The 12239-nt window shown below is 58.6% G+C and carries 12 protein-coding genes and 1 pseudogene; 12 read left to right on the forward strand and 1 reads right to left on the reverse strand.

The features are described 5' to 3' along the window. Positions 1-13 precede the first annotated feature (13 nt). The 8 genes and pseudogenes from C1Y42_RS01610 to nei all read left to right on the forward strand — a co-directional run bounded on the left by C1Y42_RS01610 (position 14) and on the right by nei (position 6485). Positions 14-757, forward strand: coding sequence for a type 2 GTP cyclohydrolase I (locus C1Y42_RS01610; RefSeq protein WP_104092697.1), 744 nt, complete (start codon positions 14-16; stop codon positions 755-757). A gap of 161 nt (positions 758-918) precedes the next feature. Continuing rightward, positions 919-1575 (forward strand): 5-oxoprolinase subunit PxpB, encoded by a 657-nt coding sequence (pxpB, locus tag C1Y42_RS01615; protein WP_021508549.1) that lies wholly within the window; start codon positions 919-921, stop codon positions 1573-1575. Beyond that, entirely contained in the window at positions 1569-2507 is a 939-nt protein-coding gene (gene pxpC / locus C1Y42_RS01620) for a 5-oxoprolinase subunit PxpC (protein WP_058757884.1), read from the forward strand. Before pxpB ends, pxpC begins: the two co-directional genes overlap by 7 nt. Continuing rightward, entirely contained in the window at positions 2491-3228 is a 738-nt protein-coding gene (gene pxpA, locus C1Y42_RS01625; RefSeq protein WP_104092698.1) for a 5-oxoprolinase subunit PxpA, read from the forward strand. The genes pxpC and pxpA overlap by 17 nt, the downstream gene beginning before the upstream one ends. Before the next feature lie 57 nt (positions 3229-3285). After that, complete coding sequence (locus C1Y42_RS01630; protein WP_021508546.1) at positions 3286-4014, forward strand: DUF969 domain-containing protein; 729 nt, start codon at positions 3286-3288, stop codon at positions 4012-4014. Further along, positions 4011-5029 (forward strand): annotated as a pseudogene (locus tag C1Y42_RS01635) (DUF979 domain-containing protein). The gene C1Y42_RS01630 and the pseudogene C1Y42_RS01635 overlap by 4 nt, the downstream one beginning before the upstream one ends. Positions 5030-5036: 7 nt before the next feature. Next, complete coding sequence (gene pcp / locus C1Y42_RS01640; RefSeq protein WP_058775288.1) at positions 5037-5684, forward strand: pyroglutamyl-peptidase I; 648 nt, start codon at positions 5037-5039, stop codon at positions 5682-5684. A gap of 12 nt (positions 5685-5696) precedes the next feature. Then, on the forward strand, positions 5697-6485 hold the full coding sequence (gene nei / locus C1Y42_RS01645; RefSeq protein ID WP_058769449.1) for an endonuclease VIII: 789 nt from the start codon (positions 5697-5699) through the stop codon (positions 6483-6485). A 386-nt stretch (positions 6486-6871) separates the two neighbouring features. Here the strand turns inward: nei and C1Y42_RS01650 are convergent, their stop codons facing one another. Further along, entirely contained in the window at positions 6872-8155 is a 1284-nt protein-coding gene (locus C1Y42_RS01650) for a citrate synthase (protein ID WP_021508542.1), read from the reverse strand. 755 nt (positions 8156-8910) lie between these two features. Between C1Y42_RS01650 and sdhC the strand changes: the two genes are divergently transcribed. The 4 genes from sdhC to C1Y42_RS01670 are packed head-to-tail and all read left to right on the forward strand — an operon-like array spanning position 8911 to position 12139. Next, positions 8911-9300 carry a succinate dehydrogenase cytochrome b556 subunit gene (gene sdhC, locus C1Y42_RS01655; protein WP_021508541.1) on the forward strand — a complete coding sequence of 130 codons (390 nt, stop codon included), beginning with the start codon at positions 8911-8913 and terminating at the stop codon, positions 9298-9300. Further along, positions 9294-9641, forward strand: coding sequence for a succinate dehydrogenase membrane anchor subunit (gene sdhD, locus C1Y42_RS01660; RefSeq protein WP_021508540.1), 348 nt, complete (start codon positions 9294-9296; stop codon positions 9639-9641). The genes sdhC and sdhD overlap by 7 nt, the downstream gene beginning before the upstream one ends. After that, a complete protein-coding gene (gene sdhA, locus C1Y42_RS01665; RefSeq protein WP_021508539.1) occupies positions 9642-11408 on the forward strand; it encodes a succinate dehydrogenase flavoprotein subunit in 1767 nt (588 codons plus the stop codon). Between the two features lie 14 nt (positions 11409-11422). Continuing rightward, positions 11423-12139 (forward strand): succinate dehydrogenase iron-sulfur subunit, encoded by a 717-nt coding sequence (locus C1Y42_RS01670; RefSeq protein WP_021508538.1) that lies wholly within the window; start codon positions 11423-11425, stop codon positions 12137-12139. The last annotated feature ends 100 nt before the right edge of the window (positions 12140-12239 follow it).

Genomic DNA, 12239 nt, shown 5'->3' on the forward strand with positions numbered 1-12239 from the left:
TCACGGAGCCGTTATGAACAATTTCGAGTTAGAACACATCGTCAATCAGCAACTCAACACCAGTGCCTTCAGCGACTATGCGCCCAACGGTTTGCAGGTTGAGGGGCGTGAGCAGGTGCGCCGTGTAATCACCGGCGTGACGGCCTGTCAGGCGCTGCTGGATGAGGCGGTAAAACGCCAGGCCGATGCGATACTGGTGCATCATGGCTACTTCTGGAAGAGCGAAGCGCCGGTGATTAGAGGGATGAAACGCCAGCGTCTGCGCACGCTGCTGGCCAATGACATCAACCTGTACGGCTGGCACCTGCCGCTCGATGCTCACCCACAGTTGGGCAACAACGCCCAGCTGGCCACGCTGTTTGATATCGACGTCAAAGGTGAAATTCAGCCGCTGGTGCCCTGGGGCGAGCTGGCTGAGCCGCTAAGCGGTCCGGCGCTGGCGGAAAAAATCGCGGCGCGCCTTGGACGCCAGCCGCTGCACTGCGGTGATAATGCTCCGGCGCTGATTCGCCGGGTGGCATGGTGCAGCGGTGGCGGTCAGGGCTTTATCGATGCGGCCGCCGCCTTTGGCGTTGACGCCTTTATCAGCGGTGAAGTCTCTGAGCAGACCATCCACAGCGCCCGTGAACAGGGACTGCATTTCTTTGCTGCCGGCCATCACGCCACTGAACGCGGCGGCATTAAAGCGCTCGGTGAGTGGCTCGCCAGCCAGCATGGTCTGGATGTGACTTTTATCGATATCGACAACCCCGCCTGACCGCCTCGCTTATGCGCCCGGAAAACACGTGCCGGGCGCAAATCAGTTGACACATCTCCTTCACTTTCGCATAACTTATTGACTTTTCGCATAAGCGAATGCCCTCAGGCGCGCCGTCACTGCGGTCACGGCGCGTTTTATTAATGACCGGGAGGTGGGTTTTGCAACGAGCACGTTGTTATCTGCTGGGTGAGCGGGCGGTGGTACTGGAGCTGGAACCGCCGGTTTCGCTCGTCAGCCAGCAGCGCATCTGGGGATTGTGCCAGCGGCTGCAGCAGAATGAGCAGATCGCGGAAGTGATTCCGGGCATGAATAACCTGACGCTGCTGCTGCGCGATCCGCAGCTGAAAGCGCTGGATGCTATCGAGCGTTTGCAGCGCTGGTGGGAAGAGAGCGAGGTGCTGCTGGCCGAGCCGCGTCAGGTTGAGATTCCGGTGGTGTATGGCGGCGCGGGCGGTCCGGATCTGGCGGAGGTCGCCCGTGCGGCGGATCTGACCTCGCAACAGGTGGTGGAGCTGCACAGCAGCGCGGATTACGTGGTCTATTTCATTGGCTTTCAGCCTGGTTTCCCTTATCTCGGCGGGCTGGATGAGCGGCTGCACACGCCGCGTCGCGCCGAGCCCCGGCTGGTGGTGCCTGGCGGTTCGGTGGGCATTGGCGGCAGCCAGACCGGTATCTATCCGCTGGCCGCGCCCGGTGGCTGGCAGTTGATTGGTCACACGCCGCTTAGCCTGTTCGATCCACAGCAACAGCCGCCGACGCTGCTGCGTCCCGGCGACAGCGTCCGCTTCGTGCCACAACGGGAGGGCGTATGTTAAACATTTTGCGTGCCGGATTAATGACCTCGGTGCAGGATCGCGGCCGCCACGGCTGGCGGCAATACGGCATCAGCCTGAGCGGCGCACTGGATGAGCCTTCAATGCGCACGGCCAATATGCTGGTCGGCAATGCGGAAAACAGCGCGGTGCTGGAAATTGTGCTCGGTCAGTTTAAAGCGGAGTTTCGTCGCGACGGCTGGTTTGCGCTGACCGGTGCCAGCTGCAGCGCCGAACTGGATGGCCAGCCGGTGTGGACCGGCTGGCGTCTGCCGGTGAAAAAAGGCCAGGTGCTGAGTCTGTCCATGCCCACGCGCGGTATGCGCAGCTATCTCGCGGTGAACGGCGGTTTCGCCATCGACGCCATGCTGGGCTCACACAGCACCGATCTCAAAGCGGCCTTTGGCGGCTGGCAGGGGCGTAAACTGCAGGATGGCGATCAGCTGCCGCTGGGCAAGCCGACGCGCCGCTTCAGCCATCAGGCTGGCGTTCGGCAGCTGCTGTGGGGCAACCGCATCCGCGCGCTGCCGGGGCCGGAGTACAACGAATTTACCCACGACGCGCAGGACGCATTCTGGCGTAACCCGTGGCAGCTCAGCCCGCAAAGTAACCGCATGGGCTACCGGCTGCAGGGCAGTCCGCTGCAGCGCAGCGTCGCGCGTGAACTGCTGTCGCACGGCCTGGTGCCGGGTGTGGTGCAGGTGCCGCCGAACGGCCAGCCGATTGTGCTGATGGCCGATGCGCAAACCACCGGCGGCTATCCGCGTATCGCCTGCGTCATCGAAGCCGATCTCTATCAGCTGGCGCAGATTCGTCTGGGAGAACCGATCCACTTCATCCGCTGCACGCTGGAGGAGGCGCTGCTGGCCAAACAGCAGCAGCAACGTTCGCTTGATCAGATAGCCTGGGGGCTTGCTCATGAAGATCGATCTTAACGCCGACCTCGGTGAAGGCAGTGCCAGCGATCGGGCCCTGCTGGAGCTAGTGAGCTCGGCCAACATCGCCTGCGGTTTCCATGCCGGCGATGCCGAAACCATGCTGCAGTCGGTGCGCTGGGCCAGCGCCAATGGCGTGGCGATCGGTGCGCATCCGAGCTTTCCCGACCGGGAAAATTTTGGCCGGACCGCCATGCAGCTGCCGCCAGAAACCGTGTACGCGCAGGTGATTTACCAGATTGGTGCCCTGAAAAGCCTCGCTGAAAGTGAAGGGGCGAAGCTGGTGCACGTGAAGCCGCACGGCATGCTGTATAACCAGGCGGCGTCAGATGCAGTGCTGGCGGATGCGATTGCGCGCGCGGTCAAAGCCGTCGATCCGGCGCTGATTCTGGTTGGCCTGGCGGGCAGCGCTTCAATTGCCGCCGCCGCGCATCATGGTCTGCGCACGCGCGAAGAGGTGTTTGCTGACCGCGGCTATCTGGCCAGTGGCGCGCTGGTGCCGCGCAGCCAGCCGGGGGCGTTAATCGAAGAGGCTGAGCAGGCGCTGGCGCAGACGCTCACCATGGTGCAGCAGCGTCAGGTGCGCAGCGTCAGCGGCGAATGGGTGGCGGTAAATGCGCAGACGGTCTGTCTGCACGGCGATGGCGCCCATGCGCTGGAATTCGCCCGCACGCTGCGCGCCGCTTTTGCGACAAATCAGATTGCTGTCACCAGCGCCTGATCATTGACTGTTAGCCCGGCCTGTTGCCGGGCTTTTTATTTCTGACGAGGGGAAAACATGGATAACGTGGTCAATCTCTGGCCGTTACTCGGCATTGCCGCGATTGTGCTTGGCTTTGTGCTGCGCTTCAACCCAGTGCTGGTGGTGATTGTTGCCGGTTTTGTTACCGGGCTGGCGGCGCATATGCCGCTCGGCGATATTCTGGAGAAGCTCGGTTCCGGCTTTCTCAATACCCGTAATCTGCCGCTGATCCTGCTGTTACCGCTGGCGGTCATCGGATTGCTGGAGCGCCACGGTTTGAAAGAGCGTGCGCAGACGTGGATCGCCCGGATCAAAACCGCCACCGCCGGCCGTTTACTGATCGTCTATCTGTTCGTGCGTGAGCTGACTGCGGCGCTGGGGCTGACCAGCCTGGGCGGCCATCCGCAGATGGTACGTCCGCTGCTGGCGCCGATGGCCGAAGGTGCCACTGAAAACCGTTACGGCAGCGTATCACCGGAGATTCGTCAGCGGCTGCGCGCCATGTCGGCGGCCACCGATAACGTCGGGCTGTTCTTCGGTGAAGACATTTTCGTGGCCTTCGGCGCGATCATTTTTATGCACAACTTTATGCAGGAGTCGGCGGGCATCAGCACCGAACCGTTGCACATCGCGCTGTGGGGCATTCCGACGGCGCTGTGTGCGTTCCTGATTCATGCTGCGCGACTGGTGCGGCTCGACCGTCAGCTGTCGCGTGAGCTGGGCGCGCTCAACCAGCAGGCGCTGCGCGCAAAAGGAGGTGAGTGATGTTTCAGCAACAGTATCTGATGTGGCTGGCCGGGGCGATCCTGCTGATTGTCGCGCTGCTGTCATGGCGCGATAGCGCCAACCCGCGCCGTTTTACCACCGGTTTATTCTGGGCGCTGTACGGTGTGATTTTCCTGATTGGTGACGGTGCTTATCAACTGATGGGGCAGTGGGCCGGTGATGCGGAGCTGGGACGTCGCTGGTTGCATATTGCGGTGGGCGCGGCGGTGGTGATCATGCGCTGATTGCCGGGTTCGGCGGCGTGCGCCTCGGTCGCTATCATCAGCGCAGCGATGAACAGAAGCAGCAGAGCGCGCAGCGTCTCGGCAATAAGTTGTTTCTGCCGGCGCTGGCAATTCCGCTGGTGACGGTTATTGGCGTGCTGGCGTTCAATCATATTCCCGGTCTGCAGGAAAGAGTGTTTGGCCCGGGCAATCATTCGACGCTGGTCACGCTGTTTTCGATGATGATTGGCTGCGTGCTGGGCTGGCTGATTGCGCTGAAGTTTACCCACGAGAAGCCGCTGCAGTCGATGCAGGAGACGCGGCGTTTGCTGGATGCGGTTGGCTGGGCGTTTATTCTGCCGCAGATTCTCGCCACGCTCGGCCTGCTGTTTACCAGCGCTGGCGTCGGCACGGCGATTTCACATCTGACCGAACACTATCTGGCGGTGGATAACCGGCTGATTGCGGTGGCGGTATATGCGCTGGGCATGGCGCTGCTGACTATGGTGATGGGCAATGCGTTTGCGGCGTTCCCGATTGTCACCGCCGGCATCGGTATTCCGATTCTGGTGCTGCAGCACGGCGGTAATCCGGCGGTGATGGCAGCGATCGGCATGTTCTGCGGCTACTGCGGCACACTGATGACGCCGATGGCTGCCAACTTCAATATTGTTCCGGCGCGTTTACTGGAGCTGCCGGACCGTAACGCGGTGATCAAGGCTCAGGTGCCAACCGGTGTGCTACTGTTACTGGTAAATATTTTCCTGCTTTATTTCCTGATGTTCCTGTGAGGTTGCGATGAAAACGGTGTTAATGACGGCGTTCGAGCCGTTTGGCGGTGAGCGCATTAATCCGTCGTGGGAAGCAGTGCGCAGCTTTGATGGTCGGGAGTTCGGCGGCGCGCGGATTGTGGTGCGCCAGCTGCCAGTGGTATTCGCCCGCTGCGGCCAGGTGCTGACCGCTGCGCTGGAAGAGCTGCAGCCGCACCGCGTGCTGTGTGTCGGCCAGGCTGGCGGGCGCAGCGATATCAGCGTAGAGCGCGTGGCGATTAATGTGAACGATGCGCGCATTCCGGATAACGACCAGCAGCAGCCGGTCGATCAGCCGATTGTCGCCGGGGGACCGGCGGCCTATTTCTCTACGCTGCCGATCAAAGCGATGGTCGCGGCACTGCGCGAAGTGGGGATTCCGGCTTCGGTGTCGCAAACCGCCGGGACGTTTACCTGCAATAACGTCATGTATCACCTGCTGCACTGGCTGCAGACCACAGGCAGCGCAGCACGCGGCGGTTTCGTGCATATTCCTTATATGCCGCAGCAGGCGGCGCAGCATCCTGGCGCACCAAGTATGTCGACCGCCAGTGTGATTCAGGCGCTGGAAACGTCGCTGCAGGTGATTCTCAGCACTGAGAAAGACATTCGCGAAGTGGGCGGCGCAACCCATTAATCAGGAGCGGTTATGCCAGAGGGACCGGAGATCCGCCGCGCGGCGGATCAACTTGCAGCGGCAATGGTGGGCAAACCTCTGACCGAGGTGTGGTTTGCTTTTCCGGCGCTGAAGACCTACGAACCGGCGCTGATGGGGGAAACCATCGACGCCTTTGAAACGCGCGGCAAGGCACTGCTGACACACTTCTCCAACGGGCTGACGCTGTACAGCCATAATCAGCTGTACGGCGTGTGGCGTGTGGTGCCGAGCGGGACTGAGCCCAATACTTCGCGCCAGCTGCGCGTACGGCTGGGTAATGCTGACCGGGCAATTTTGCTGTATAGCGCTTCGGATATTGAGCTGCTGAACGCAGATACGCTCGGCGCGCATCCGTTTTTACAACGCGTCGGACCGGACGTGCTGGACGCCACGCTGACGGTGGAAGAGGTGCGCGAGCGACTGCTGTCGCCGCGTTTTCGTCGCCGCCAGTTCAGCGGTTTGCTGCTGGATCAGGCATTTCTCGCCGGGCTCGGCAACTATCTGCGCGTCGAGATTTTGTGGCACGCCGGTTTGCTGGCGCAGCATCGTGCACAGGATTTGAGCGATCAGCAGCTGGATGCGTTGAGCCACGCCATGCTGGCGGTGCCGCGTTTGTCTTATCAGATGCGTGGCAGCATGAAGAAGTATCACGAAGAGGCGGCGTTTCGTTTCGAGGTGTTTCACCGCCAGGGCAAAAAGTGCCGGCGCTGCGGTACCGTCATTGAGAAGGGTGTACTGTCCTCACGACCGTTTTACTGGTGTCCGGGCTGTCAGCATTGAGTTTTGTGCAGATGCGGATGTTAATGAGCAGACAAGGCGCGGGACCCGCTGCATCTGCTTCTGCCGGGCAGTCCTCGCGCCGCTGCGCGGTGCCCTCGGCGTTCACGGCCCGCCTGACGGACCGGCCGGTATCGGTCATCCTGACCGGCCCGGCCTGATTCCCGCGTCCTGCGGGAATCTCCTGGCGCACCGTAAAAGCCTCAGCGCTGCGGATAGCCCGTTGCATAAGCAGAAGCAGCATGTCCTGCTATCCCCGCATTGTCTTGCGGCAAACTGCACCAGAGCTAATGCCCTGACTGGCTCAGCCAGGCAGGGCTCTGCACGATACTGCATGAACTTCTGTGGGATACTAAAAAAGAAAAGGGCGGGGTAACCCGCCCTGATTGTTATTTTTTTAGCGCCGAGCTGAATTCGCGCTCGGTGTAACCGGTGTAGAGCTGACGTGGGCGGGCAATCTTCATGCCTTCGTCGTGCATCTCTTTCCAGTGCGCAATCCAGCCAACGGTACGCGCCATCGCGAAGATCACGGTAAACATTGATGACGGAATGCCCATCGCTTTCAGAATGATGCCGGAATAGAAATCGACGTTCGGATAGAGTTTGCGCTCGATAAAGTACGGGTCGTTCAGCGCGATGTGCTCCAGCTCCATCGCCACTTCCAGCAGGTCGTCCTTCATGCCCAGCTCGTTCAGCACTTCATGACAGGTTTCACGCATCACGGTCGCGCGCGGGTCATAGTTCTTATACACACGGTGACCGAAGCCCATCAGACGGAACGAATCGTTCTTATCTTTGGCGCGACGCACGAATTCCGGGATGTGATCCACAGTGCTGATCTCTTCCAGCATACGCAGCGTGGCTTCGTTGGCACCACCGTGCGCAGGTCCCCACAGCGAGGCGATACCGGCGGCGATACAGGCAAACGGGTTGGCACCGGAAGAACCGGCGGTACGCACGGTAGAAGTTGATGCGTTCTGTTCGTGGTCAGCGTGCAGGATCAGAATACGGTCCATGGCGCGTTCCAGCACCGGGTTCACTTTGTACTCTTCACACGGTGTAGCAAACATCATGTGCAGGAAGTTACCGGCATAGGAGAGGTCGTTACGCGGATACACAAACGGCTGGCCGATGGAGTATTTGTAACACATCGCGGCCATGGTCGGCATTTTTGACAGCAGGCGGAAGGCGGCGATTTCACGGTGACGTTCAATATTCACGTCTAATGAATCGTGATAGAAGGCAGCCAGCGCGCCGGTCACGCCGCACATCACCGCCATCGGGTGTGAATCACGACGGAAGCCGTGGAACAGGCGGGTGATCTGCTCGTGAATCATGGTGTGACGGGTTACGGTGGTGCGGAACTCGTCGTACTGCGCCTGAGTTGGGGCTTCGCCGTTCAGCAGGATGTAGCACACTTCCAGATAGTTTGAGTGGGTAGCCAGCTGATCGATAGGGAAACCGCGATGTAACAAAATCCCTTCATCACCATCAATAAAGGTAATTTTTGATTCGCAGGACGCCGTAGAGGTAAAACCGGGGTCGAAGGTGAACAGGCCTTTTGAGCCAAGGGCGCGGACATCAACAACATCCTGTCCCAGCGTGCCTTGCATCACATCCAGTTCCACGGAGTTGTTATCTTGTAGGGTTAGCGTCACTTTTTTATCTGTCATTTTTCGTCTCCATAGCGCCTTAGTAGGTAAGGATCTTAGACACCAGAACAGTCATCATGTTGCGTTTACCCGCCGTATTTTCGGGCCGCCGCTACACTGGCTGCGCGCGCGCAGTGCGGTCATTTACTTGCGTAAACGCCCATCATTTGCACGCTTACTGCCTTGTTGCAACCCGCACGACTTAGGCTAAAACAGAATCTTCACAGCATCACTCAGCGGTAACGTTCATGCTGCAAGGTTACGGAGCGAAATGTGTAAAGCCAATCGGTGGTGTCCGGGCATGACGCGCTGCACATCGTGGATGTTAAAGATCCTGTCACGACATAACTTCTTGGTAACCAATAACCTGACGGTTTGTGTTGCTCGTAAAGGCAATGTTACATAACTTGAGCTTAGGGGAAAGTGTATCCCCATAACTTTTATGCATCATAGGGTTTTAGTGCGTTCGTTTGTAACTTAAATGTTGATCTATTGTCAAATCAGATAATTAAAAATGTATAAATTGTGAAATACGTGAGGCGGATCACTGTTCAGCTTAAATGTGACCAAAGAGATTGTAGGGGAATTGTAATCAGAATGTGATCCTCCTATACTGCCGCCAGGTCTCCGGAATACCCTGACACCAGGAGCCACCCAGCGTTTTACCCGCTTCACTTAACACTGGATGTTGCTATTTTGGTGGCGGTTGCAGTCCGAACACGCACTGTGCTCTTCTGTAACTCAGGACCGGAGGAAGCAAAATAAAAAAGAGCTGTGTGGGCAAAACCGTGAAAAAACAAAGACCTGTTAACTTGGATCTCTCGACGATCCGGTTTCCCGTTACTGCAATATCGTCCATTCTCCACCGCGTCTCCGGCGTGATTACCTTTGTCGCTCTCGGAATTCTGCTCTGGTTACTGGGTCTCTCCCTCTCTTCTCCGGAAGGTTTCCAGCAAGCGGCATCCATCATGGATAGCTTCTTCGCCAAATTCATCATGTGGGGCATTCTGACCGCGCTGGCATATCACGCAGCAAGCGGCATTCGTCACATGCTGGCCGACTTCGGTTTTACGGCAGAAACCCTGCAGGTGGGAACCCGTACCGCGCAAGCGGTTTTTGTTATCACTGTCGTGCTCTCAATTCTGGCTGGAGTCCTCGTATGGTAAGCAATGCTTCTGCATTAGGACGCAACGGTATCCATGACTGGCTGTTACTGCGTGCTGCTGCAATCTTAATTACGCTCTACATTCTCTACATCCTCGGTTTTGTCGTGATGACCGGCACGCTGACGTATGACGTCTGGCGCGGCTTTTTCGCTTCCTCCTTTACCAAAGTGTTCACGTTGCTGACGCTGTTCTCGATTCTGGTCCACGGCTGGATTGGCATGTGGCAGGTTTTGACCGACTACGTGAAACCGCTGGCAACGCGTCTGGTGTTGCAACTGGTGATTGTGGTCGCGCTGTTGTCGTATGCAATTTATGGAACTGTTGTGGTGTGGGGTGTGTAAATGAGTTTGCCAGTCAGAGAATTTGATGCCGTGGTGATCGGCGCAGGTGGTGCGGGTATGCGCGCCGCGCTGCAAATCTCCCAGTCGGGCCAGAGCTGTGCTCTGTTATCCAAAGTGTTCCCAACCCGTTCCCACACCGTATCGGCGCAGGGCGGGATTACCGTGGCACTGGGTAACTCCCACGAAGATAACTGGGAATGGCACATGTACGATACCGTCAAAGGCTCCGATTACATCGGTGACCAGGACGCAATCGAATATATGTGTAAAACCGGTCCGGAAGCGATTCTGGAGCTGGAGCACATGGGCCTGCCATTCTCCCGTCTTGATGACGGCCGCGTTTATCAGCGTCCGTTTGGTGGCCAGTCGAAAAACTTCGGTGGTGAGCAGGCGGCGCGTACCGCTGCTGCTGCCGACCGCACCGGCCACGCCCTGCTGCATACGCTGTATCAGCAGAACCTGAAAAACAAAACCACCATCTTCTCCGAGTGGTATGCACTGGATCTGGTGAAAAACGCTGACGGCGCGATCGTCGGCTGTACCGCCATCTGCATCGAAACCGGTGAAACTGTCTACTTTAAAGCCAAAGCCACTATCCTCGCGACCGGCGGTGCTGGCCGTATCTATCAGTCCACCACCAACGCCCACATCAACACCGGCGACGGCGTCGGCATGGCGCTGCGTGCCGGCGTGCCAATGCAGGATATGGAGATGTGGCAGTTCCACCCAACCGGCATCGCCGGGGCGGGTGTGCTGGTGACCGAAGGCTGCCGTGGTGAAGGTGGCTATCTGCTGAACAAGCATGGCGAACGTTTCATGGAGCGCTACGCACCAAACGCTAAAGACCTGGCGGGCCGTGATGTGGTGGCGCGTTCAATGATGGTGGAAATTCGTGAAGGTCGCGGCTGCGACGGCCCATGGGGTCCACACATCAAACTGAAACTCGACCATCTGGGCGCTGAAGTGCTGGAATCCCGTCTGCCGGGCATCCTCGAACTGTCGCGCACCTTTGCTCACGTTGACCCGATTAAAGAACCGATTCCGGTTATCCCGACCTGCCACTACATGATGGGCGGCGTGCCGACCCGCGTGACCGGTCAGGCGCTGCGCGTTAACGAGCAGGGCGAAGATGAAGTGATTCCGGGCCTGTTCGCGGTAGGCGAAATTGCCTGCGTATCGGTACACGGCGCAAACCGTCTTGGCGGCAACTCGCTGCTCGACCTGGTGGTATTTGGCCGCGCGGCCGGTGTTCACCTGATGGAGTGCATCGCTGAGCAGGGCGAACTGCGCGACGCCACCGAAGATGAAATCGACGCGGCGATGGCCCGCTTCAACCGCTGGGAAAACAACACCACCGGTGAAGATCCGGTTGAAATCCGCAAGGCGCTGCAGCGCTGCATGCAGAACAACTTCTCGGTATTCCGCGAAGGGGATGCGATGCGTGAAGGCCTGGCCGAGCTGAAAGAGATTCGTGAGCGCCTGAAAAACGCGCGTCTCGATGACCGTTCACCGGACTTCAATACCCAGCGTATCGAATGCCTGGAGCTTGATAACCTGATGGAAACCGCTTACGCCACCGCGGTAGCGGCTAACTTCCGCACCGAAAGCCGTGGCGCTCACAGCCGCTTCGACTATCCGGAGCGTGATGATGCCAACTGGCTGTGCCACAGCCTCTATGTTCCGCAAACGGAAAGCATGACGCGCCGTGAGGTGAACATGCAACCGAAACTGCGTGCGGCCTTCCCGCCGAAAGCGCGTACTTACTAATTGCGGAGATCATCATGAGACTCGAATTTTCTATCTATCGTTACAACCCGGAAGTCGATGACAAACCGCGCATGCAGGATTACACCCTCGAAGCGGAAGATGGTCGCGACATGATGCTGCTGGACGCGCTGATCCGTCTGAAAGAGAAGGATCCTACGCTGGCCTTCCGTCGCTCCTGCCGTGAAGGCGTGTGCGGCTCCGATGGCCTCAACATGAACGGTAAAAATGGCCTGGCGTGTATCACGCCGGTCTCCGCACTGGGCAATGGCAGCAAGAAGATTGTTATCCGTCCGCTGCCCGGTCTGCCGGTAATCCGCGACCTCGTGGTGGACATGGGACAATTCTATGCTCAGTATGAGAAGATTAAGCCTTTCCTGTTGAATAATGGGGAAAATCCGCCAGCGCGCGAGCATCTGCAAACGCCTGCGCAGCGTGAGCACCTGGACGGCCTGTACGAGTGTATTCTCTGTGCCTGCTGCTCCACGTCGTGCCCGTCGTTCTGGTGGAATCCGGACAAGTTCATCGGTCCGGCCGGCCTGCTGGCGGCGTACCGCTTCCTGATTGACAGCCGCGACACCGAAACCGATGCGCGTCTCGACAATCTGAATGATGCTTTCAGTGTTTTCCGCTGTCACAGCATCATGAACTGTGTGAGCGTGTGCCCGAAAGGCTTAAACCCAACGCGCGCCATCGGCCATATTAAGTCGATGCTGCTGCAGCGCGGGGCGTAACAAACGGAAGTCACGATCGGGAACCCAGGTTCCCGATCGTTTACGGAAGCCTCTATAAGCGCGGTACTGACCACGCTTATAAAGGTTCCCTTACGGGCCA

Source organism: Pantoea sp. ICBG 985, from assembly GCF_002928365.1.
GTDB classification, from domain to species: Bacteria; Pseudomonadota; Gammaproteobacteria; order Enterobacterales; family Enterobacteriaceae; genus Pantoea; species Pantoea dispersa.

Bases quoted from the DNA above. Each gene is read 5' to 3' on its own strand.
- C1Y42_RS01610 (WP_104092697.1), top strand. From the start codon at position 14: ATGAACAATTTCGAGTTAGAACACATCGTCAATCAGCAACTCAACACC.
- pxpC (WP_058757884.1), top strand. From the start codon at position 1,569: ATGTTAAACATTTTGCGTGCCGGATTAATGACCTCGGTGCAGGATCGC.
- pxpA (WP_104092698.1), top strand. From the start codon at position 2,491: ATGAAGATCGATCTTAACGCCGACCTCGGTGAAGGCAGTGCCAGCGAT.
- C1Y42_RS01630 (WP_021508546.1), top strand. From the start codon at position 3,286: ATGGATAACGTGGTCAATCTCTGGCCGTTACTCGGCATTGCCGCGATT.
- pcp (WP_058775288.1), top strand. From the start codon at position 5,037: ATGAAAACGGTGTTAATGACGGCGTTCGAGCCGTTTGGCGGTGAGCGC.
- nei (WP_058769449.1), top strand. From the start codon at position 5,697: ATGCCAGAGGGACCGGAGATCCGCCGCGCGGCGGATCAACTTGCAGCG.
- C1Y42_RS01650 (WP_021508542.1), bottom strand. From the start codon at position 8,155: ATGACAGATAAAAAAGTGACGCTAACCCTACAAGATAACAACTCCGTG.
- sdhD (WP_021508540.1), top strand. From the start codon at position 9,294: ATGGTAAGCAATGCTTCTGCATTAGGACGCAACGGTATCCATGACTGG.
- sdhA (WP_021508539.1), top strand. From the start codon at position 9,642: ATGAGTTTGCCAGTCAGAGAATTTGATGCCGTGGTGATCGGCGCAGGT.
- C1Y42_RS01670 (WP_021508538.1), top strand. From the start codon at position 11,423: ATGAGACTCGAATTTTCTATCTATCGTTACAACCCGGAAGTCGATGAC.